A 22,064-nucleotide genomic window follows, 5' to 3' on the forward strand; every position below is an offset into this window, starting at 1 on the left:
CTATGAAGGCATGGCTGCATAGCATCATCGCGATTGCGATCTCGTCGTTCTGTTCGGCGCTGATCGCCAATCTCACGTCGCCTGCGACGTTCAACCTCACCGCTGATGGCCTGAAGCATCTCCTGGCTGTCTGCGGAATGTCTTCGGCGCTGGCCGTTGCCGCTCTGCTGGTGAAGTCGCCGCTGGCCCCATCGGACGCGTCTGGAGCCGGTCCAGATAAGGCGCTGGTGTGGATTCTGCTGTTCGGCGGTTTCGCGCTTCCGTGCTCGGCGCAGACGGCGTCGACGGGCTCCAGCGTGACGAATCTGTATGCCGCTGGAGCGTCGTTCAATCAGGGTGCTACGCCGGCGGTTGCGGGCTCGGCGCTGTACGCTCATCAGCTCACCATCAGCCCCGATAGCTATGCTGGCGGGACATACGCATTCACGATGTTGGACATCCTGCCCAATGGGACGAAGCCGTTTACGGTGTCGACGAACATCAGTGCTGGGATCGCGCAGCGGGTTGCGACGATTGCGGGGCATGATGTGCTCGCTCCGACATCGGCGGGGATCTCGTTTACGGGCGTGAATACAGGCTGGGCGTGGTCTACGGGTGTCGCCGTGCCTTTGCGTTTCAAGCCAAAGAGTGATGGCAGCGCATGGTTCCTGGTGCCGACGGTGCGTGTCATCAAGTCCAGCGTTGGTGGTGGAACGGGATATCAGCCTGTCATTGGCCTGATGTTCGGCTGGGGAAAGTAGCGCGATGACGTCCTGGTGGATCTACGCGTGCCGTGCGGGGAAGTCGCTGTTGGTTGGTGCAGGGATCTTTGCCCTTATCGCCATTGGCGTGGCTGCCCTACAGGTGCGCGTGTTGGTGCGGTCCACCGATCGCGGGTTGGCACCGCTTCTGAGTCATGCGTCGAACGTTGCGGCTGCGAGCGAGTCGCTGCCGCAACGTGCTGACGCTCTCCTGACGAGCTTCACGAAGGTCGGCGATCGCGCTGTGACGGTCGAAGACAAAGCTGCAGGCCTTGTAGACGAGACGCGTGGAAACCTTGGAGCGACGTTCGCGAATATCAACCGGCCGTGCGGATCGAAAGCGCCGTGTGGGACGCTAGCAGACTTGGATCGTACGCTGGCCACGTTTCGTGGCACAGCTGGCGAGGTGGAAGCTGCATTACGCCATGAGAGCGCCGAGCTGGATGCGCTGAACGCTCAGGAGCGAACGACGGCGGATGATGCGCACGGTGTGCTGGTGTCGGCGAAGCAAGTGATGGACGACTATCACGCGCTGTATCCGGCCATGCAGCGAGCGTTGGACGGAGCCGCAGTAACGAGCGAGCAAGGTGGCAGGATCGTGACGAACCTGCGCATCGAGTCCGATCGCTTGATGGCTCCGCAGCCGTGGTGGAAGCGTGTGCTAAGTGCTGGCGATACGGGTGTCAAACTGGCGTGCATCGTAACGAAGCGATGTTTGTGGTGAGAGAGTCGAATGCCGAAGCAAGTGTGTGCGCGGTGGCGTGAGACTGGCTGTAACAAGCTGGTCGAGCTGCCAAAGCGGTATTGTGACGGCTGCGAGGCAGATGGAGCGGGGAAGGATACCCGCCCGTCTGCTGCAGCTCGCCTCTACGATGCGTGGTGGCGACGCGAGAGCAAGGCGTTCCTGGCTGAGAATCCCGTCGCGGTGGACATCTTCGGTGAGCATCATGGCAGGCTGTTCGCTGCTGAGGTAGTGGACCATAAGAAGCCACATCGCGGCGATGTGGTGCTGTTCCGCGATAAGAGCAACTGGCAAGGGCTGACGCGCTCTGACCACAGCCGCAAGACAGCACTGGAAGATGGCGGCTTCGGCAACGCTCGCAAGCGAGGCGGATAGCGGCGTCGTGTAAGTAATGTCGTTGCCTCACTTGCGACTCGTGTGCGCGCACGGCCTGGCATGGTGACCCGGGTGGGGGTAAATGTCTGGGGCTCTGGACCCTGAGACCGTGTTTTAGCCACGTTTCGGCGTCCGCAAAATGGAGAAATTTCACTCGGAATAGGCCACCAAGTGAAGTACCGAAAAAGGTTTCCAGGATGGTCCCGAACGGCTGTGGAGGCCGCTATGCGCGGGATTCGTGGTCTCTCTGGAGGGCCTGAAAGAAGGGCAAAATGGGCGGCCGTCCTCGTCAACCGATCAAGGTACTCGAGCTCAGGGGCTCCACGTCGCACGATAAGAAGCGCTACGCATCCCGCGTGGCCGCTGCTGATGTCGCCTCAGCCCGCGGCGGTGTAGGTGACCCTCCGGCGCACTGGTCGACGCCCTGCAGTATCCCGCCTGGCGCGCGCGAGGCCATCTGGCATGAGAAGGTAGCCGAGTTCCCTCCGGGTCTGCTCACCGTCGAGCATCGGGCTCTCCTGGAGCAGCTCTGCACTGCGATCTACGAGTCCCGGCGTCCGGGCAAGATGCAACTCCGCTACATCGCGGAGGTCACCAAGATCCTGCGACTCTTCGGCATGACGCCGCTCGATCGCGAGAAAGTCAACACGCACGCTGCCGGACCGGCGAAGCCTGTCGGCAAGCTCGCTGCGTTCGTGAATCGCAGAGCGGGATGACCAAGGCGACGGTTCAGCGTGAGCGGAAGACACGCCGCGCTGCCGAAGCCACGCCCCGCAAGCCCAGGGAGCCACGCAAGCCGAAGGTTCACCCCGCCGAGCAATACCTCCGGGACATCGTCGACGGCAAGATCGTCGCCTCTAAGTTCGTTCGTCAGGCGGCCCGCAGGCACTTCCAGGACCTCGAGCACGGCTCCGACCGGGGACTCAAGTTTGACCCCGAAGCGGCACAGCATTGCATCGACTTCTTTCCCGCCTTCCTTACGCACCAGGAGGGCGAGTTCGCCGGCAAGCCGTTCCACCTCACGCCCGATCAGCAGGCGAAGGTGTGGATCGTCTATGGCTGGCAGCGCTGGTCGGAAGAGCGCAACCGGTACATCCGGCGCTTTCAGTTTGTCTACAACGAGGAGGGACGAGGTAACGGCAAGTCGATGTTCGTCTCAGGCCTCTGCCTGTACGAACTCATCGCCTTCGGAGAAGTCGGTGCGTGGGTCTACTCCGCGGCCACCGATAAGAAGACGGCGCGCCTGGTGTGGGACACCGCCGCGCAGATGGTCCAGAGCAATCCCGAGCTGCGGGAGCTCATCGAAAAGCGTGCTGGCATCGCCAACATGCACGTTCCGGGGACTGCGGCCAAGTTTGAGGCTGTCGCTTCGGACAGCGATAACCTGCTGGGTCTGCGGCCGCAGTTCACGTCGCTCGATGAGCTTCATGTGCATGCCAACTCCGGCGTCTGGGATGTCTTCGAGTCCGCCATGGGCAAGCGCGTCGAGCCGCTGCTCTGGGCTATCACCAACTCCGGCTACGATCGCAACTCGGTCTGCTGGCAGAAGCGCGAATACGCCATCAAGGTGCTGGATGCCGAGATCTCCGGCGATACCAGCTTCCGCAATGACACGTGGTTCGTATGGATCTGCGGCATCGACGACGAAGACGACTGGGAGGATGAAACCTGCTGGCGTAAGGCGAACCCCAACCTCGGCATCTGCGTATCGATGGACGAGCTCCGGCAGAAGGCTGCCGTAGCGAAGGGTGATCCCTCTGCGCTCAACTCGTTCCTGCGCTTCCGGCTCTCGCGCTGGACGGAGGGCCACACCACCTGGATGCCTATGGATCGGTGGGATGAGTGCGGTGGGACGCTCGACGAAGATGAGCTTGCAGGCCGGCATTGCATCGGTGCGCTCGATCTATCGACGACGACGGATATCGCGCCGTTCTGCATGCTCTTTCCGCCCACTGAGGACGACGACCGGTGGGCCGTGTTGCTCAAGTACTTTCTTCCGAAGGAGAACCTCCAGGCCCGCGTCAAGCGCGATCGCGTGCCGTATGACGTCTGGGAGCGGGAGGGCCGCTTCATTCTTACGCCGGGCTCGGTCATCAACTACCAGGCCATGCGCAAGGAGATCAATCGCTGCGCGGAGAAGTTCGACCTCAAAGAGATCTGCTACGACCGTTGGAACTCCACGGATCTGGTGCGCAACCTCGAGGAAGACGGCTTCGAGATGGTCAAGTGGGGCCAGGGCTTCAACGATATGAACGCGCCGATGAAGCGCCTCATGGAGCTCGTCCTCGGTCGCGAGTTCAACCATGGCAACTGCCCCGTTCTGCGCTGGATGGCGCGCAACACGGTGGCCTATCTAGACCCCGCCGGCAACATCAAGCCGGACAAGGCGAAGTCGAAAGAGAAGATCGACGGCATCGTCGCAACCATCATGGCCCTTGGCCGTGGCATGCAGGTCGCCGGGCCTCAGTACATCGATTCGGACGTGATCTACCTATGACCCGAGAGCAAGAGAAACTCCGCAAGCAGCTCATCGCCCTGGCTATATGCCTCGTGGGCCTCGCGCTCATCGTCCGTGGTGTCGCGCTCGCCTGGCGTCCTGGCGGGTTCATCGTGGCGGGCCTCTTTATCGCCCTGCCGGCACTTGCGATCGCGCGCGCAGCAGAACGGGAGAAGTAATTGAGCCTCATCGAATCCATGTTCTCCGGCATGCGCATGCTCGCATCCGATGTCTCGGGCTCCGCCGGCGCCTATGACGACTTCTGGTATGAGCCCATCGGCGGTCGCAACAGCGCCGCCGGCATCCGCGTCTCGCCGGAGACCTCGAAGAAGCTCGGCGTCGTCATCGCGTGCGCTTCGTCACGCGGCAAGACCATCGCTATGCTCCCGTTCAAGGTGCGTCGGGATCTTCGCGGCGGCGGCAGCAAGGTCATCGCAAACCATCCGGTCTGGCGGCTCATCGCAAAGCGCCCGAACTCGTTCCAGACCCCCTATGACTTCCGCCTGATGCTGAACGCTCACGTGGATCTGCGCGGCAATGGCTATGCGGAGAAGGTGGGGAATGTCCAGGGCTATCCGGAGCAGTTGCTCCCGATGCATCCCGACCGCGTTCGCGTCGATGTCATTCCAAAGACCGGAAGGCTGATCTACATCTACAACGATCCGCTGCTCAACAAAGAGCGTCGGCTCGTTCAGGAAGAGGTCTTTCACCTCCGCGACTGGAGCGATAACGGTTACACCGGACAGTCGCGCATCACCATGGGGCTCGATCCCTTCGGTGTGGCCCTCGCGCGGCAGGATTACATGTCGCGGTGGTTCAAGAATGACGCTCGCACAGGCATCGTCTTCGCTGGAGGAGACTTCAAGGACGACGAGGCGAAAGAGAAGTGGGTTGAAAAGATGCGCGCGGGTGGCACGGGTGCCAACCGCGGCCGTCCCATGTGGACTCCGAAGGGCATGACGGTCTCCCAGATGGGAGTTACGCCTGTCGATTCCCAGCTCATCGAGGGGAAGAAGGTCTCCGACCAGGAGATCTGCTCGATCATGGGGGAGTATCCCCATGTCATCGGTATCGATGCCGGCAAGGCTGCAACCTACGCCTCTGTTGAGCAGTTCAACATCATGCGCGCGCAGAACGTCGTGCACCCCATGGTCATCATGTGGGAGCAGGCGGTGCAGCGCGATCTTCTGCTGGACGACGCCGAATATAGCCATCTTTCGATGGCCGCGCTCATGCGTGGCGACAACGCGACGCGCTTCGCTGGCTATGCGACCGCGATCGAACACGGTTGGCTCTCTCCGGACGATGTTCGCGAGCTGGAGGACCTCAATCCGATCGCGGATGGTGCGGGTAAGGTCTACTGGCGCCTGGCGGCGTTGCTGCCGTTGAAGCAGATTGAAGCGCCTGCCAAGCCGGAGCCAGCAGCAGGGGATGAATCGGACGATGACGACGCCCCGGAGGATGGCGCGGGAGGCGATTCCGATCCGAAGGCGATGAATCCCACAAAGCGCGCGCAGTTCGAGATGCTGGCGCTCTCCCAGGCGGAGCGTTGTGTGCGTCGCGAGACCGCTGAAGTCCGCAAGATGATCGATCGCCGCGCCGCCGGGTCGGAGGTCGCCGAGTTCTACACGAAGCATGCGGCGTGGATAGCTGAAATCTTCCATTTGAACGCGAAGATCTCTCTTGAAGTGCGGTCTGCCTGTGACGATCGCGGCCAGCAGCTGGCGATGCACCTCGCGGACGAGGATGACGAGTTCCTCGCTGCCGCGCAGGTGTGGGTTGAGCAGATTGCAGCAACCGAGCCCCGAAAGCTCGCGAAACTCGCCGTGGAGGGCATCTAGATGCGTCAATACAGCGCCATTCTGGCCGCAATGCGCACCCAGCGCTGGGCCGTCATGCCCGAATATCTCGAAGGCATCTATGCCGTGCTCGAGATGAAGGCGCTAGGCGGTTCCGCTTCGGCCGATACGCTCGCGAAGATCCAGGCTGAGACCGAGCTGCAGGCCGCGCGAGCGCAGAAGGTGCAGTCCGCGAGCACCGGATCGGTGGCCGTGCTGCCTCTCTATGGCCTCATCCTGCACCGAGGCTCGGCCATGGGTGACATGTGTGGCCCACAGGCGACCTCCACGATGCGTTTCCTGCGGCAGTACAAGGCCGCGGTGAGCGATCCGAACGTTACAGCCATCGTCATCGACGTCGACTCGCCTGGCGGCACGGTAGAGGGCGTGGACGAGCTTGCAACGGAGATCCGCAACTCGCGAGGCAAGAAACAGACCATCGCTTGCGTCAACATGCTCTGCGCGTCGGCCGCATACTACGCCGTGGCTGGCGCGACGGAGATCGTCGCGAGCCCCAGCTCGAAGACGGGCTCCATCGGAGTCTATTGCGTGCATCAGGACGCCAGCGAGTGGTTCAAAAAGCAGGGAATCGCCAACACGCTGATCAAGTTCGGTGAAAACAAGGCCGAAGGCAACCCGTACGAGCCATTGTCCGACGCCGCGAAGCAGCACATTCAGGACTCCGTCGATGAGGCTGGCGATGCCTTTGAGTCCGCAGTAGCTGCGGGCCGCAAGGTCTCAAAGAAGACCGTGCATGACACTTTCGGCCAGGGGCTATGTTTTGGGGCGAAACAGGCCCTGAAGCTCGGCATGGTCGATTCCATCGACACCTTCGATAACGTGCTGGCGCGCTTCGGCGTCTCGGTGGATTCGCCCAGCACCCAGATGAGTACATTTCGCGAGCGGCTTGATAGCCAGAGCGCCGTAAAGAACTCCGCCGACGATAGCGACCTCACCGTCACCTGTACCTGCAGCTGCGATCCCTGCGGTAATGGCGATTGCGACGGCTGCACCGTCACCGATTGCAGCGCGGACGGATGCACCTGCAGCTCGGCCAGCGCAAAGCACAGTGAGCGCAAGTCGAAGGCTCGCCAGCGTGAAATTGAGTTAGCCGCACTTTAGATCGGAATGCCTCCTCGGCCTCCGGGCAGGAGGATCGCCGAAGCGGGTTGCAGATCCTTCGCGAGGGGGCTGTAATCCGCGACACCTCAAGGCTCCGCTTCGGCGGGGCCTTTTGCGTGCCCCGTGACATCACCGGCGGCCTAAGCCGCTGGTTTCGTGCGTTTGCAACGTGCGCCCCAAGGCGTGCCTGCCGCAGCGCGTTCCGTCAACTCCAACCCACGACCCCAGGAGGGGCCACGATGAACATCAATGCACTGCGGCAGAAGATCGCATCCGAGCGCCAGAAGGCGCAGGCGATCCACGATAAGGCCGTCGCGGAAGGCAACCGCGACCTCACGGCGGAAGAGCGCACCGCCTATACGGCGCACATTGCCTCAGCGATGCAGGCAAATGAGGATCTCACCGCGGCCCTCGCGCTGATGGAACTCGATCGCAACGCCGCTGGCGTGCAGGTCTCCGGCCCCGGCGCCGTCCAGGTCGGCCACAACAACGCGGAAGACAAGCCCTGGGAGTCCCTCGCGGAGTTCATGGCCGCCGTCCGCAACGAAAAGGTCAATGCGCATACCGCAGACGTCCGCATCAAGGCCGCTCTGGGTGGCAATGAGCTCGTCGATGCGGAAGGCGGCATCCTGGTGCCGGCGGAGTTCGCTCCGGACATCATCCGGCGCACCTTCGCGGCCGATCCCGTGGCCAGCCGCTGCCGTCAGCAGCCCATGAGCTCCAATCGCCTCGTGATGAACGGTGCGACGGACGCAAGCCGAGCTGACGGCCAGCGTAACGGTGGTATCGCTTCGTTCTGGACGCGCGAGGCGAATCTGTACACCGGCAGCAAGCCGAAGTTCCGCGAGATGGCGCTGCAGGTTGACAAGCTCACGGTCCTCACCTACGCCACCGATGAGCAGCTCGAGGACGGTCCGGCCTGGAAGGCCTACGTCGATGCCGTGGTGCCGGACGAGTTCGGCTTCCGGGTCGGCGATGCCATCTTCAACAACCCCGGAAACGGCAGCGGTCCCATTGGCGTCGCCAAATCGCCCGCTATGCTGGCAATCGCCAAGGAAACAGGCCAGACTGCCGCGACCATCGTTACGAAGAACGTCGAGAAGATGTATGCCCGCATGCCGAGTTATCTGCGTGCGGCTGCCGCCTTCTTCATCAACCAGGACACGGAAGATCAGCTCTGGGAGCTTACCCGCGGTTCTGGCACGGCCGTCGAGCTGCTCTATACACCTCCCGGCATGAGAGGGAACAACAACAGCTACGGCGTGCTCCTCGGTCTGCCCGTCATCCCGATCGAATACGCGCAGACGGTTGGTACGCAGGGAGACATTACGCTCGCCAACTTCAACGAGTACATGCTGGGCAAGCGCGGCGGTGTCAAGGCGGATACCTCCATTCACGTCGCTTTCCTCACCGGCGAGCAGGCCTTCCGCTGGCAGATGCGTGTCGCCGGTCAGCCTCTCTGGGATAAGCCCGTCACCCCCAAGAACGGCACCAACCTCCAGTCGCCCTTCATCCAGCTCCAGACCCGCTCCTAAGCGGAGCTGGCAATAGGAGAGATCGCGGCGAGGCTCAACCCCTCGCCGCCTGGTCTTTGAACCTCTCACGGGCTCTCCGGAGCCGAAAGGACATCACCCCATGGCGGGAGATCGTTTTTACGCAGCGCAGAGCGGCCACACGGCCCTTCTGCTGCCCCCTGTCGATGCCACCGGCGGCAAAGCCTCCGCGGCATTCAACTTCAGCATGTGGCGTCACGCCTCCATCATCGTCGCGCTGGGCGTAACGGCAGCTGCTCCCACGGCCATCCTGCTCGAGGCCTGCACTGACGCCGCCGGCGACGGCGCCACGGCCATCCCCTTCGACTACTACTCGCAGGAGACGGCCAATGGAGATGTGCTCAGCACACATCTGACCGCGACCGCGGCCGGCATCACGCCCAGCGGCAACGACAACATCTTCTACCAGATCGAGATCGACGCGGACGCACTGCCCGCCGGCTCCAGCTACCTGCGGGTCCATATCACCGCCGGTGCGAACTCCACGCTGGCGACGGTGATCCTCGTCCTCTCTGAAGGCCGCTACGCCGGTGAGTCTTCGCCCACCGTCCTGGTCTAAACCACAACACCGGGAGGGGCCTCGCTCCTCCCGGCAACTCAAGCGGGGCTTAGGCCCCTCCCCAATCCTTCCCGCTTAGCGAGCCCGCATGTCCCTCATCTGCATCACGCCGCCGGCCGTCGAGCCCGTCACGCTCTACGACGCGAAGGTCCAGCTTGGCCTCGATCCCCGCGAAGATGCCGATCCCGTGCAGGCGCGTATCCTCTCGAGCCGCATCCGGCCACTCATCGCAACCGCGCGCGAGCTCGTCGAAGACGAGATCCACTGCGCACTCATCACCCAGACCTGGCGCTGGGCCCGCGATGGCTGGCCCTCGCGCAATATGCGCTACGGGCGTGAAGGCTACTCGGAGCTCCTGCTGCCTAAGCCGCCCTTCCAGTCCATCGTGAGCTTCACCTATACCGACGTCTCTGGAGCGTCACAGGGCATGACCGACTGGGGCTACCAGCTCGTCGACCAGGGCGCCGGTCCACAGACGGCCCGCATCCTTCCGCCCTACGCCACGCCCTGGCCGCCGCTCCAGTGCGTACCCAACAACGTCATCGTCGAATTCATCTGCGGCTATGGCGATGCCCCGGCAGATCTTCCGATGAAGATCCGGCAGGCTCTGCTCTTCATCGTCCAGGATCTCTACGACAACGGCCCTGCCAGCAAGGGCATTCCGCAGGTTGCGCTCAGTCTGCTGAGCGCGGAAATGAACAGGATCTCCTGATGGCCACCGGCGACCTCATCACAATCGAACAGTTGAAGGCGTGGAACGGAAAGTCGGATGCCGCGACGGACTTTGATTCGGCCATGGGTGACGCCATCACGGCCACCAGCGCCGACTTCCTTCGCGCGATTGACCGCTTCGACTTCCTCGCCGCCGATTACACCGAGGTTCGTGAGGGCGACGGAGGCACGCACCTTTCGCTGCGCCACTGGCCCATCAATAGCGTCGCAGCCCTCACCGTTGCCGGGACCGCGGTCTCTGCTTCGCCCGATGGCATCGCCGCTGGATACAGCATCGTGCAGCAGCCCGATCCGGAGCGCTTGCGGGACATCTTCTTCGTTGGCGGGTCCACCATGCAGGATGGAGCTGCCGTCAGCGTCACCTACAACGCCGGCTACGCGACGCCGCCTGCCGATGTGGTGCAGGCGGTGCTGGAATGGGTATCGCTGCGCTGGAGGGGCCGTCCCGGCACGGGAATCACGTCCCAGCGGGACGCCGGCGGCGAGCACGTCACCTATGACGCCCAGGCTCCCGCACCGCCTTCCGCTTTGGACGTCATCGAGCGCTATAAGCGTAGCTGGCCGAACTACAACAAGCGCCAGGACGATCGCGACTATCGTGTGACCCGCATCAACCGAACCATGACGGAGAAGTTAGCGTGATTCCTCAGTTCACCGTCGACGCTTCGGGCATTCCCGACTACCTCGATCGCGTGAAAGCGAACGTGCTCGCAGGTATCCGCGGGGGCATGGCTGACGCGATGAAGGGGCTGGCCTATGTCGTCGCCGGGCATGCGGGCGGAGATCCCATCGTCAGCCGCAGTGGACAGTTCGTCGGCGCGGTCCTGGGTAGCCCGAAGGTCACGCAGAGCGACGGCTATATCAAGGGCACCGTCTCCAGCATGGTCGGCCGCAAGCCTATGGGTGTTTGGTTCGACGAAGGTACCAGCGTACCTGCCGTCGAGGGCGTTCTCTTCGGCTTCTTCTCTGCGGATGGCCGCAGCGTCTTCACCCACGGCCACAATGCCTTCCAGGTAGCGCCGCACCCCATCATGAACCCATCGCTGCAGGAGTACCAGCCAGCGATCATCGCAACGATCGAGGCGCGTATCGACGCGGCCATAGGGGAGTCAGCATGACCAACGAATTCGATCCCGAGCCCGCATGGGAAGCTCTGCTGGAGTTGCTGCAGGTCAAGTGTGGTGCGATGTTCACCACCATGTCCCGGCGTCACACCAAGCCGCCGGTCCTCGACGAAACGCTGCAGCCCGCACTCTTCGTCGTCGAGGCTCGGTACATGTTCCGGCAGCCGAAGATCGGCCTTCAAAAGGTGACGGCCGTCGGGTTCCTGATCCTCTACTTCCAGTGTCCCGATCCGCTCGACCAGAAGATCGGGCAGGAGACCAGCTTCGGTGGCACCGTGTTGAGCGGGATGCTGAAGGCCATCACTTCGGCGCTCTCACCCGACAGCGTCAGCTCCAACAAGCTCACCCTTGGTGGCCTGGTCGATAACTGCTGGATCGATGGTGACGCCGACGTCGACCCGGGCATCGAGACATCGCAGGGTGCGGCGATTGTTCCCATCCGGATGGTCTTTCCCTAGAAGTTTTCGCTAATTCACGTTGCGGCTGCCCTCTCTGGGGCAGCCGTTTTTCTTGCAACCTCAACCCCAGTCTCTGAGGAGGGACGGCCATGAATGCACAGTTTGGATCGGGAGTGGTGACGGTCACTCCAGTGGCGGGCAACCTGCCTGCCAACCCGACGCCCACGCGTCTGAAGGTGATGCAGGACGCACAGGTGGACTTCAAGGGCGATCTGAAGTCGCTGTTCGGCAACAAGATGTATGCGGTCCTGATCGCGAAGGGCAAGGTGCAGGTCACCGGCAAGATCAAGATCGCGAGTTTCAGTGCCGCGGACATCAACCAGATCTACTTCGCGACTGCGCAGACCTCCGGCGGCAATCTTCCGGTCATGGATGAGATCCATGCGATCGGGGCGACCATCACCCCAACGGTCGGCGCCGGGCTCACCGTGGTCGAGGACCTCGGCGTCATCAACAATGACACGGGCGACCAGATGGTCAAGGTGGCCAGCGCTCCTGCCGTCGGCCAGTACACCTTCACTCCCGCAGTAACTGGCGGGTCTCCGACGGCTGCAAGCTACGGGTTCAATGCTTCCGAGACGGCCTCGCACGTTGCGCTCAACTACACGGCCACCACGACGGGCGGCAGCTCCCTCGCGCTCACGCAACAGCAGATCGGTTACACCGTCATCACGAAGCTCATGCTCTTCAACTCCACCAAAAGCAGCTTCGTCGCGCTGGAGCTGAACAACGTGGCCTTCGGCTCCTGGTCGCTGCCCACCAAACAGGATGACTTCTGGGTCGCCGACGTGGACTTCACAGCCTGCGCTGACGCCAGCGGCACCCTCGGCACGCTCTACGCGAACTAAGAGCTTCCATCTTTCAACGCAGCAGCTATCACAGCAGCGGGGCCGCACAGGCGGCTCCGCTTGGAGATTCGCATCATGAGCAGAAAGACAGGATCGATGGTCGCGGCCATCAACGACGGCATTGCGGCCGCGGTCAATCAGTCATCCAAGCCCCGGTTCCGTGGCGTCGTCGTGAAGCTGGGAGGCCAGAAATACATTCTTCCTTCGTTGTCCTGGGAGCAGTTTGAGGAGCACTATGATGCGCTCGTTGCCCCTGTCACTGGAGAAGGCGCTGCGGTAGTGCGTGAGCAACTCCGGACGTACGGCCCGATCATCGGAGACGCGCTCCGTCGCAACTATCCTGGCGTCACCGATGAGCAGTTGCGGGGATATATCGATCTCAGCAACATCGCAGATCTCATCATGGCAGTGCAGGGCGTTAGTGGTATGGAGACCGTCGAGCCGGGGGAAGAGTAGCCGGTGCCATGGGCTCGGGGCTTGGGTGGGTCTATCCCACCCTCGCCCGAAACACCGGTTGGACTTACGGGCACATATCCGAAATGCCCGCGTGCGATGTCATTGCATTCCTCGAGCATCTGGCCGAGCATCCGCCCGACTACGTCATTCTGGGAGCGGTTCATCTGAAGCAGGCCGACAGGAAGACAGGATCGGGTGTCTCGGAACTATCTCAGTTTGTAGGGGGAGCGAGGGCGCCCACACCGGGAGTGCTCGCGGAGATTGCCTGGGCAAGAGAGTGGGAGCAGCGCGCAGGGCTCGCATCCTAACGGGCGGCGGCGGAAACGTCGCCCCCGCAATACCGGCATCGGATAGCTGCGCGTTTGATCATCTCCGCGCACAGTGGGCACGCCTTGTCTGATGCTTCGAGGATTACGGCCTCGCCCGTCGCCCAAAGGTTCTTGTACGAGGTGAGGGACATCCCGCGGTCGTAGGACACATAGAGAACCGCGTTGGCTCCCCGCTGCATCGCGGCTTCCTGGAGCTTGCTGTTCACGTCGGTGATTGTGGGTTCGCCCGAAAACAGCGATCCCGCCGAGCACTTGGCTTTGATTTCACCAAGGGACTTGTAAGGACGGTCCACGCCGCCTGTGTGGATCTCGATATCAGTAGTGTTCACGCCTGCGCTCCATTGTTAGGGTGCGCTCCATGCTAATCCAGTGCCGCCCTGACAGGAAGAAAAATGGCCGATAACGAGGTAAAGATTGGAGCATCTGTCGACACGGATGCAATCCTCACCGGGATGCAGGTGTCGGCTGACGGTGTGCAGCAGGCCACGCTCCAGATGAGTGTTTCCTTTCGAGAGGTGGCCAGTGATGCCACTCGCAACCTCCGGAAGATCTCGGATGAGACGAAGGCCGCGGCCGAAACTGCTTCGGACACATCGAAGCGGATTGCTGAAGCTACGGCAACCGTCACGGAGGCGAAGCGCGAGCAGGCCGCCGCGATGAAGCTCGTCGTAAACGGCCACTATGACGAGCAAAAGGCTGTGGCGTTGCTTGCTGCAGCTCAAGAGAAGGTGGCTTGGGCTGAAGCTCGGGTCAATACTCTGCTGAAGGAGCAGGCTGAGGCGCTGGCCGCGACGAAGGTGCAGTGGGTGGGATTCGCGGGCGCTCAGGAGATGGCTGCGGGCGCGGGTCATAAAGCTGTCACGGACGTGCAGGCAACAAGCGCGGCCATCCGCTCCTTTGAGGGGAATCCTGGCATTCGTGCCATGGAAGTCTTCGTCGGGCGCACCCTGGGTCTCGGGCCGCTGCTGCAGACTATCTTCCCGATCATAGGAGCGCTCGCGTTTGCAAAGATCGTGTTCGACATCGGCGAAGGATTCATGGCGGCGAAGGAGAAGGCGGAGCAGTCTGCCGAAGCGATCAAGGATGGCTTCGCGAAGGTGAACGGGGAACTGCATCGGACGAACCTCGAGATGGAGATCTCGAACGATAAGCTTGAGACCGAGATCGCAAAGCTGGAGAAGAAGCCTGGCAATGGATTGAAGCAGGCGCTTGACGAAGACGAGCTTGCGGCGGAGCGGCTCGGAGATGCTCTCAGCGCGGACGTTGAGAAGGTCAAGCAACTGGCGAAGGACAACTCTGTCAACTGGTGGCAGAGTCTGATCTCGGGGAAGGGGACGACCGGTGACGCCGGCGATCTCGCGACAAAGGTCAAGACTGAGATCGACAAGGCGCGGCAGGCCGCCGACGACGTTGTTGCCGGTGCTCGCGAGAGCGGCGACAAGGGGAACATCGCTCAGGCCGAGGAGCACCGGATAGAGCACCTCGTAAAAGCATATGAGGAGGGATCGAAGAAACTGGCTGCAGCGCAAAAGGCAGCCCAGGCGGCACAGGATTTTCGGAGTTCACCCGCGGCTAGCTTTGGCGCGGCCTCCACATTCAGTGGGGGTGGCCTCTCGTTTTCGTCGTCGGTCGATAACGGAAACAACGTGCAGATGCTCGCGGGTGCCCAGCGTCTCTTGCTCGAAGAGCAAAAGGCGATTGGAGAAGAGTATAGGCAGGAGCATGAGCGTCAGCAGAAGGACGTGCTGTCCGCGTCGCATGGCGGTTCTTCCAAGGCTGGTGAGCAAGCGCTGCAGTCGGCAGAGCTAGAACTCGACCAAATGAAGCAGATGCACTCCGTGACGTTGAAGGAGGAGCATGACTTCTGGGAGGCCCGCAAGGCTTCATTCGCGGACTTCCCGTCTCAGTACAAGACCGTGATGGATAAGATCACGGCGATCGATCAGGAAGGCGCGAAGCGGGCTGCCGAGGTTATCAAGAAGTTCAAGGAAGCTGAGGCGAGGGATGCTGATCAAGCAGCTACCAGCCTCGCGGCGCTGGGGCGCTCGCTCGCAGAGGCGAACAAGGCATCGCTGGAGCAGGCTCAGAATGTCACGCGCAGTGGAGAGCGCTGGGAGAGTTACAACCGCGAAGTCGCGAAGGGGAAAGAGCAGCAGGTCCAGGCTGGCTTTGCCATGGAGGAAGCTCAGCTCCGTATGGCGGAGCAGACCGGAGCTCTGCGTCCGCTCGCCGCAGCGCAGCAACAGGCCGCGCTGCACGCGAAGGAGCACGCTGCCGAGCTGAAGGTCCTCGAGGCCGAACTCGAGCGGCTGAACGCGATGATGGCCGGCGCCAAGCATGATCCGACCACGGGAGCGCTGGACGATCCCAAACTCGCCGCGCAGATCCAGCAGGCGCAGAACGCGATCAATTCCTCGAAGGCGAAGAGTGGCCAGCAGTCCCTGGGCGATCAGGCGGCTATCACGGCAGCTACGGCGAAGCCGTACCTCACCGCATTCGACCAGATCAACAACGGCTGGCTGAAGGTGCAGAACGATCTTATCCAGGGCAATCGCCGCATCGGTCGCGACTTTGCGGAGATGGGCCTCAGCCTGGTGCAGAGCGCCGCTCGTTCCGCCGAACAGATGCTTGCCAACTTCGTGCGATCGGAGATTCGGCAGGTGGCGGCGCACCGGGCTTCCAACCTTCAGAAGAACGAGAGCGATGGGCAGTCGGCTGCGATCGCCGACGCGATCCATAAGCAGAGCGCCTTCAAGGGCATCTTCATGGATGCAAAGTCGGCTGCGTCCGGGGCCTTCAAGGCTGTCTCCGGTATTCCCGTCGTCGGTCCGGTGCTTGCGCCGATCGCCGCGGGCGCCGCGTTCGCCGGCGTCATGGCTCTCGCGGCGTTCGAGCAGGGCGGCATCGTCGACGGCACTCCGGGAATGGGCGTCCCGATCCTGGCCCACGCCGGCGAACGCGTTCTTACCGCCACGCAGACCAACAACTTCGAGCGCCTCGTGAATAACAACACCATGGGCGGCGGAGGAATTACGAATCACTTCAACATGGGCGGCCAGACCTTCCACGGCGAGCAGGGCGGCTACGGCGACTTTGAGCGCAACTTTCAGCGCACCGTGAAGAAGACCTTCCGGGGCAGGGACGGCGTTCCATCATCGCGATCGCTGTTGAAGGGGTAGACGAATGAGCGATGCACTGTTTCCGATCCTTCCCGGGCTTACCTGGGACATCACCTATTCGCCCAGCTTCGACAACGTCGAGCAGCGATCGAAGAATGGCGCGGTCACCGTGCTTATGAATGATCCCTATCCGCAGTGGAGCTTCGAACTCAGCTATGAGTTCCTGCGCGACGCTCCGGGGCAGGTGGCGACGCCCCGCAACCCGAAGAACTATCCCGAGCTGCAGCAGCTCGTAGGCTTCTTCCTGCAGCGCGGCGGCAACGCGGATACCTTCCTGCTCGATCCGGAGCTGCTGACGGGCAAGCGCGAGCCCGTTGCGGCCCATCAGATCGGCACGGGAGATGGAGCGACGACTGTCTTCTATCTCGTGCGGGACCTGGGCGGCTATGCGATGGAGGTCCAGGACCCCATCCCGGGATCGGTCAAGGTCATGGTCAACGGGGCTGTCGTCTCTGGCTGGACCCTGGGCACGAAGGGGGACATCACCTTTGCCGCGGCTCCGGCTGAATCGGCTGTCATCACAGCTTCGTTTCGCTGGCGCTGGAGCGTGCGGTTTGCGCAGAGCTCGCAACAGTTCAAGGCCTTCATGTTCGACCTCTACGAGGCCGATAGCGTCAAGTTGATTCAGGACAAGCGGTAGCCACGGAGGGATTATGCCGGGAAAATCATCGCAATTTCCCCGCTTCTATTTCATGGGGAAGCCTTTCTATCTCAATCGGGCTTTGCTTTGGCTTGATGCGTACCGCTTTCTACCGCACCGTCTGCATATAGCTCTGTGGAACTGGTGCTTCAGGATGGATGTTGACTGGCGGATCGTTGGCAAGAACCGAGCATCGCTTTGGCTTGATGCCTACCGCTTTCTTCCCTGGCGCTTGCGTGTGGCTATGTGGAACTGGTGCTTCGGGATGGACCTTGACTGGCGAGCAGCAAAGGAGAGGACGCGGAGAGAGCGGAAGGGAGAACGCTGATGCCCCTCGACGCACCCACAGATACGGCGGCCTTCCTGGCCTCGCGGCCCCGCTTCGCCTTCCGCGCGAACCTCTTCACCTTCGCGCTCACCAGCGGCCTCACGCTGCGGTATACGGACTGGCGTCGGCCCATCGTCGTCGCGGGCAACACCTACTCGCCCACGCCTCGCATCGTTCGCGGCAACATCCGCGTGGAGCGGGGAACAAGCGTCAGCACGCAGGACCTCGAGCTGCAGGAGGCCAACGGCTCGACGGTGGGCCTCGTCGCGCAGGGCTTCTTCCGGCGCGCCATCTTCACCCATCAGCGTATCTTCGCGGCAGACTCAACCCTGCAGTGGACCTCGCCGATCGTCCGCTTCTTCGGCCGCGTGAACGAGAGCAACGTCACGGCCAGCGGGGCCAAGTTCACCGTCAAGTCCATGCTGGACGATCTCGACCGCGATTATCCCTTCGACGTCATCGAGGCGGACTGCAACGCCGTCGTCTTCGATGTCCGCTGCGGCGTGAATCCCGCAGCCTACACCTTCACCGGCGCTGCTGGTGCTGGGTCGACAAAGAACAAGCTGATCACCGGCCTCAGTAACGCCGACGACTACTTCACCCAGGGCGTCCTGTCCTTCACCTCCGGCGCGATGAGCGGGGCTCACTACCTGGTCAAGAGCTACGCCGGCGGCGTCATCGTGCCGTCTCCGCCCTTCCTGGCCGCACCCGCAACGGGCGATGCCTTCAGCGTCTCCGCCGGCTGCGACAAGACACAGGCCACCTGTACTTCGAAGTTCGGCTATGACTCCAGCTCGGGAACTGCCCCGTTCTTCCGCGGCAAGCCTTACGTGCCGGATCCGACAGTTACTTACTAAATCAGGAGGGATGTTATGCAGCTAGTGAATGGGTTCCCGCGCCGCAATCGTATCGATCTGCAGACGCGTGGTGAGAAGGTCATCCGCGAGGCGATTCTGGCGATCGAGATGTTGGGGGCTGATCAGCTCTTGACGGAAGCCGTCATCCTGCTGGGAGAGGCGCAGACGAAGGTTGCTGACTGGGCGGAAGCGACCGGCAATCTCGACGTCGCATGAACCGCGCCGCTGTCCTCGCTGCTGCCCTTGCTTGGGAAAAAACGCCGTACCACCCCAACGCTGCCGTATGCGGCTGTGGGGCGGACTGCGCTCTCTTCCCGCTCGCGGTGTATCAGCAGGCCCTTGCGGTGCGCTGGCCAAGGCCACCGCGCTACGTTTCGCAATGGCACCTTCATCGCAGCCAGGAGCTTTACCTCGAGTACGTCCGGGCCATCCCCGGCGTGCGCGAGATCGACTCTCCGGAGCCTGGCGATTTCGCGCTCTTCCGGCTCGGCCGCGTGTACTCGCACGGCGCCATCGTGCTGGCGTGGCCGCAGGTGGTGCATGCCGAGAACCCTGCCGGCGTCGTCCGCTGCGATGTCTCGATCGACTCGAAGCTGAGCCGCTCCAGCATCGTTCGTCCGCTGTTCTTCACCTTCGATTGATCGACTGAGGCCACATGGCGTTTCTTGGATTGGGATCGCGCTCGCAGCAGCCCAACCGCCTGGGGACCATCCAGGTCGGTACCAGCGAGTACGGCGTAGCCATCCCCATTGGCTGGGGCCGCTTCAAGGCTCCCATCAAGCTGTTGGACTTCGCGGACTTCAGCTCCCAGGAAGTAACGCAGGGCGGCAAGGGCGGCGGCGGCAACTTCGATTACGAGTACTACGCAGCCGTCGATGCGCTCATCTGCCACGGCCCCATCGACACCTTCGGCGACGTCTATGACGGCGGCGGTGCCTCCTCGCTCGTAGGCGCGACGGAAGAGTTCACCATCCCCTCCGGAGGCGGCACCTACCAGGTCACCAACGGCGGCTATGGGGATGATGCCTTCTACTACGACGAAGGCGTTACCTACGCGAAGGACTACAGCCTCACGGCCAACGACTTCGGCTCGGATGGCTCTGTCACTGTCACCGGCAATCAGCCTGCGCCGATGGCCTACACCGGCGGCTCACCGTCAGCGCTCCAGTACACCCACAGCAATACCGGCCTCTATACCTTCGCCGCGGCCGACGAAGGCAAGACGGTCTCCATCACCTACGCCTACACCACGGCGGATCTCTCCAACATCAACACCGGACCCGGCACCAACTCTCCGCTCAGCCCGCTGCAGCGCTATGCCATCACCGCGATCCTCGGCAGCGATGCTGGCACGCCGTGGGGCTACATGGTGTCGAAGTACCCCACGCGCGCCCTTGCCTATGCGGGCATCGCTCGCCTGGTCTGCTCTTCCATGGATCTTGGCACCGGAGCGACGGTGCCATCGCTCTCGGTCGAGGTCATCAACGGCCGTGGCAAGGCCTTTGGCTCCGGCGTCGCCGACTGCGATCCCGCCGTCGTCATCGCAGACTTTCTCACCGATGCCAAGGCTGGCTGCAACTGGCCTTACCTGGGCGACCTGACCGTCCTCTCGAACTTCTACGTAGCCAACAATCTCTTCGTCTCTCCGTTCCTGGACTCCGCACGCAAGGCCCTCAGCTTCCTGCAGGAGATCTGCGACCTCACCAACGCCGCCCCGGTGTGGAGCGGCTCGCAGCTCAAGATCATCCCGTACGGGGACACCTCCGCCACCGCGAACGGCCGCACCTTCACGCCGCCCACGCAGCCTGTCTACGAGATCGATGAATCGGAGTTCCTCTGCGAGCCTGGCAAGAACGCTCTGGAGATCCCGGATACGGATCTCGCCGACAACTACAACCGCGTCACCTGGCAGTTCTCCGCGGCGAACGATAACTACAACACGCAAATCATCCATGAGCAGGACGAGGCCTCGATCCTCACCAACACCCTGCTGCCGATGAAGACGGTGAATGCGGAGATGTACCGCGTGCAGCTCTACGCCGCGATCGCCATGAACATGATGCTGCGCCGGCAGAGTGTTGCTCTGCGCAAGTATCAGTTCAAGCTGCCCTGGTACTACCAGCTCCTGGAGCCGATGGACATCATCGTCGCCAACCTTACGACGGGGAACCTCGGTGCCACGCCCATGCGCATCGTGTCAGTGGAAGAAGACGAAGACGACGAGCTCGCCATCATCGCGGAAGACTTCCTCTACGGCGTCGCCGGCGGCGTGCAGTATCCCAAGGGAGCGACCGGCGGCAATCAGCCCGGCGCTCACGACCTCCCCGGCGCGACTCAGCTTCTCGCCGCGTTTCAGCCCAACACGCGTCTTACGGGTGGATCTGACCAGCTCTGGCTTGCGCTCACCGGTGGGACGAGCTGGGGCGGCTGCCGCGTTTGGCTATCGAAGGACGGTAATAGCTATGCGGAGATCGCAAAGCAGTACGGCTCTTCACGCGCTGGCGTCCTCACCAACGCGCTCGCGGCCGGCAGCGATCCGGACACCACCAACACTGCCAGCATCAGCACCTCCGGCACTCTCAGCAGCGGATCGCAAGCGGATGCTGATGCATTCGCGACGCTCGCGCTGATCGGCTCCGAGCTCATCAGTTACGAGACCGCGACACTCACCGGTTCCACGGCGACCACCAATAACTACGACCTCGGCACATATCTCAGGCGCGGGATCTTCGCGGGGAACTCGCAGGCCCACTCCGCAGGCGAGGTCTTCGTTCGGCTCGACGACGCCATCACCAAGTACTCCGTCGATCCTGTGCTGCAGGGCCAGGTGATCTATCTCAAGTTCACCAGCTGGAACCTCTACGGCAACGAAGAGCAGGATCTCGCGAACGTGCAGGCCTACCCCATCAACCTCGGAGCCTCCGCGTCGACAGCCACCAATGTGACGGTGCGCAGCTTCGCGAACTCCGGAGGCACCACGGCAACGGTAGCCGTCTACAAGTCGGGCGGCGCTCTTACCGATGGCGGTACGGGAACCTTGGCCAATGGGGCTTCCGTCACGCTGCCAGCTCAAAGCTGGGCAACCGAGGCACTTGGCACCTGGTACGGCATCAACTTCAATCCAGCGACGTCGGCCTATGTGATCTACACCGATCGCAATGCCTGGCTGGCTGACCAGCTCACCATGCTTGCGATCGGCTCGACGACCACGCCGGCTTCCGGTGCGACCGCTCTTCTTCCGGACGACTATGACGATGTCGGTTCGCAGCCGACGACGAATCCGCAGGGTGCATGGCTGAGCGGGCAGACGGCCGGTATCTCTGGGAGCGCCTTCACTGCGCCGCTCTATGACGTCGACGGTGGCTCGGAGTCGAACGCGTCCATCAACTACTACGGCTGGGCTGGGACGACTACCGCTGCGAAGACCCTGTCGCTGACGGCTGCATTCACTGCGGTCGGGGGGGCCGGTTATATGCCCATCACCTACACGCTCGATGGTTCCACCTGGAGCACCCTCGTGGCGCAGACCTCCACGACTGCCTCAGCAAGCTATAGCGCCTCGGTACCATCCGGAACGGATCTGTCGAACGTCGTCGTCTCAATCAGCGCCTTCTCCGCGACTCCTGCGGCGGGGCATACGTCTTCAGCCCGCATCACCGTCTCCAATCTGCAGATCGCCTAGCCTTC

At 62.5% G+C, this 22,064-nt stretch carries 23 protein-coding genes; 22 read left to right on the forward strand and 1 reads right to left on the reverse strand.

The window, feature by feature from the left end:
- Positions 1 to 2: 2 nt before the first annotated feature.
- From C4S68_RS17600 to C4S68_RS17675, 16 genes are all read left to right on the forward strand, one after another.
- The gene (locus C4S68_RS17600; protein ID WP_103934401.1) at positions 3 to 740 is read left to right on the forward strand and encodes a hypothetical protein; all 738 of its coding nucleotides are present in this window, start codon (positions 3 to 5) and stop codon (positions 738 to 740) included.
- A gap of 4 nt (positions 741 to 744) precedes the next feature.
- A complete protein-coding gene (locus C4S68_RS17605) occupies positions 745 to 1,464 on the forward strand; it encodes a hypothetical protein (protein ID WP_103934402.1) in 720 nt (239 codons plus the stop codon).
- 9 nt (positions 1,465 to 1,473) lie between these two features.
- A complete protein-coding gene (locus C4S68_RS17610; protein ID WP_103934403.1) occupies positions 1,474 to 1,857 on the forward strand; it encodes an HNH endonuclease in 384 nt (127 codons plus the stop codon).
- A 272-nt stretch (positions 1,858 to 2,129) separates the two neighbouring features.
- The gene (locus tag C4S68_RS17615) at positions 2,130 to 2,573 is read left to right on the forward strand and encodes a hypothetical protein (protein WP_103934404.1); all 444 of its coding nucleotides are present in this window, start codon (positions 2,130 to 2,132) and stop codon (positions 2,571 to 2,573) included.
- A complete protein-coding gene (locus C4S68_RS17620) occupies positions 2,570 to 4,354 on the forward strand; it encodes a terminase large subunit (RefSeq protein ID WP_103934405.1) in 1,785 nt (594 codons plus the stop codon). Before C4S68_RS17615 ends, C4S68_RS17620 begins: the two co-directional genes overlap by 4 nt.
- Positions 4,351 to 4,533 carry a hypothetical protein gene (locus C4S68_RS17625; RefSeq protein WP_103934406.1) on the forward strand — a complete coding sequence of 61 codons (183 nt, stop codon included), beginning with the start codon at positions 4,351 to 4,353 and terminating at the stop codon, positions 4,531 to 4,533. Before C4S68_RS17620 ends, C4S68_RS17625 begins: the two co-directional genes overlap by 4 nt.
- Positions 4,534 to 6,195, forward strand: coding sequence for a phage portal protein (locus C4S68_RS17630; RefSeq protein WP_103934407.1), 1,662 nt, complete (start codon positions 4,534 to 4,536; stop codon positions 6,193 to 6,195). It abuts the gene before it with no gap.
- The gene (locus tag C4S68_RS17635; protein WP_103934408.1) at positions 6,196 to 7,314 is read left to right on the forward strand and encodes a S49 family peptidase; all 1,119 of its coding nucleotides are present in this window, start codon (positions 6,196 to 6,198) and stop codon (positions 7,312 to 7,314) included.
- A 239-nt stretch (positions 7,315 to 7,553) separates the two neighbouring features.
- Positions 7,554 to 8,849: a phage major capsid protein gene (locus C4S68_RS17640; RefSeq protein WP_103934409.1), complete on the forward strand. Its 1,296-nt coding sequence runs from the start codon at positions 7,554 to 7,556 to the stop codon at positions 8,847 to 8,849.
- 100 nt (positions 8,850 to 8,949) lie between these two features.
- Complete coding sequence (locus C4S68_RS17645; RefSeq protein WP_103934410.1) at positions 8,950 to 9,426, forward strand: hypothetical protein; 477 nt, start codon at positions 8,950 to 8,952, stop codon at positions 9,424 to 9,426.
- A gap of 88 nt (positions 9,427 to 9,514) precedes the next feature.
- Positions 9,515 to 10,138: a head-tail connector protein gene (locus tag C4S68_RS17650; RefSeq protein WP_103934411.1), complete on the forward strand. Its 624-nt coding sequence runs from the start codon at positions 9,515 to 9,517 to the stop codon at positions 10,136 to 10,138.
- Complete coding sequence (locus C4S68_RS17655) at positions 10,138 to 10,800, forward strand: hypothetical protein (RefSeq protein WP_103934412.1); 663 nt, start codon at positions 10,138 to 10,140, stop codon at positions 10,798 to 10,800. Before C4S68_RS17650 ends, C4S68_RS17655 begins: the two co-directional genes overlap by 1 nt.
- Positions 10,797 to 11,276, forward strand: a complete 480-nt coding sequence (locus tag C4S68_RS17660) for a hypothetical protein (protein WP_103934413.1) — start codon at positions 10,797 to 10,799, stop codon at positions 11,274 to 11,276. The genes C4S68_RS17655 and C4S68_RS17660 overlap by 4 nt, the downstream gene beginning before the upstream one ends.
- Complete coding sequence (locus C4S68_RS17665; protein WP_103934414.1) at positions 11,273 to 11,740, forward strand: hypothetical protein; 468 nt, start codon at positions 11,273 to 11,275, stop codon at positions 11,738 to 11,740. The genes C4S68_RS17660 and C4S68_RS17665 overlap by 4 nt, the downstream gene beginning before the upstream one ends.
- An 89-nt stretch (positions 11,741 to 11,829) precedes the next feature.
- Positions 11,830 to 12,588: a hypothetical protein gene (locus tag C4S68_RS17670; protein ID WP_103934415.1), complete on the forward strand. Its 759-nt coding sequence runs from the start codon at positions 11,830 to 11,832 to the stop codon at positions 12,586 to 12,588.
- A 75-nt stretch (positions 12,589 to 12,663) separates the two neighbouring features.
- A complete protein-coding gene (locus tag C4S68_RS17675) occupies positions 12,664 to 13,044 on the forward strand; it encodes a hypothetical protein (RefSeq protein WP_146072200.1) in 381 nt (126 codons plus the stop codon).
- Positions 13,045 to 13,348: 304 nt separating this feature from the next.
- On the opposite strand, the gene C4S68_RS17685 is transcribed toward C4S68_RS17675, so the two are convergent.
- Positions 13,349 to 13,702 carry a hypothetical protein gene (locus tag C4S68_RS17685; RefSeq protein WP_103934418.1) on the reverse strand — a complete coding sequence of 118 codons (354 nt, stop codon included), beginning with the start codon at positions 13,700 to 13,702 and terminating at the stop codon, positions 13,349 to 13,351.
- Positions 13,703 to 13,765: 63 nt separating this feature from the next.
- Here C4S68_RS17685 and C4S68_RS17690 point away from each other — a divergent pair, with 63 nt between their 5' ends.
- The 6 genes from C4S68_RS17690 (at position 13,766) to C4S68_RS17720 (ending at position 22,059) form a co-directional block, all read left to right on the forward strand.
- Positions 13,766 to 16,552: a hypothetical protein gene (locus tag C4S68_RS17690; RefSeq protein ID WP_103934419.1), complete on the forward strand. Its 2,787-nt coding sequence runs from the start codon at positions 13,766 to 13,768 to the stop codon at positions 16,550 to 16,552.
- Between the two features lie 4 nt (positions 16,553 to 16,556).
- A complete protein-coding gene (locus C4S68_RS17695) occupies positions 16,557 to 17,192 on the forward strand; it encodes a DUF2460 domain-containing protein (protein ID WP_103934420.1) in 636 nt (211 codons plus the stop codon).
- 327 nt (positions 17,193 to 17,519) lie between these two features.
- Complete coding sequence (locus C4S68_RS17705) at positions 17,520 to 18,377, forward strand: DUF2163 domain-containing protein (RefSeq protein ID WP_103934422.1); 858 nt, start codon at positions 17,520 to 17,522, stop codon at positions 18,375 to 18,377.
- Positions 18,378 to 18,392: 15 nt separating this feature from the next.
- Entirely contained in the window at positions 18,393 to 18,593 is a 201-nt protein-coding gene (locus C4S68_RS17710; RefSeq protein ID WP_103934423.1) for a hypothetical protein, read from the forward strand.
- Positions 18,590 to 19,018: a hydrolase gene (locus tag C4S68_RS17715; RefSeq protein ID WP_103934424.1), complete on the forward strand. Its 429-nt coding sequence runs from the start codon at positions 18,590 to 18,592 to the stop codon at positions 19,016 to 19,018. Before C4S68_RS17710 ends, C4S68_RS17715 begins: the two co-directional genes overlap by 4 nt.
- 14 nt (positions 19,019 to 19,032) lie before the next feature.
- The gene (locus C4S68_RS17720; RefSeq protein ID WP_103934425.1) at positions 19,033 to 22,059 is read left to right on the forward strand and encodes a phage tail protein; all 3,027 of its coding nucleotides are present in this window, start codon (positions 19,033 to 19,035) and stop codon (positions 22,057 to 22,059) included.
- The last annotated feature ends 5 nt before the right edge of the window (positions 22,060 to 22,064 follow it).

Source organism: Bryocella elongata, assembly GCF_900108185.1.
Classification (GTDB): Bacteria; Acidobacteriota; Terriglobia; order Terriglobales; family Acidobacteriaceae; genus Granulicella; species Granulicella elongata.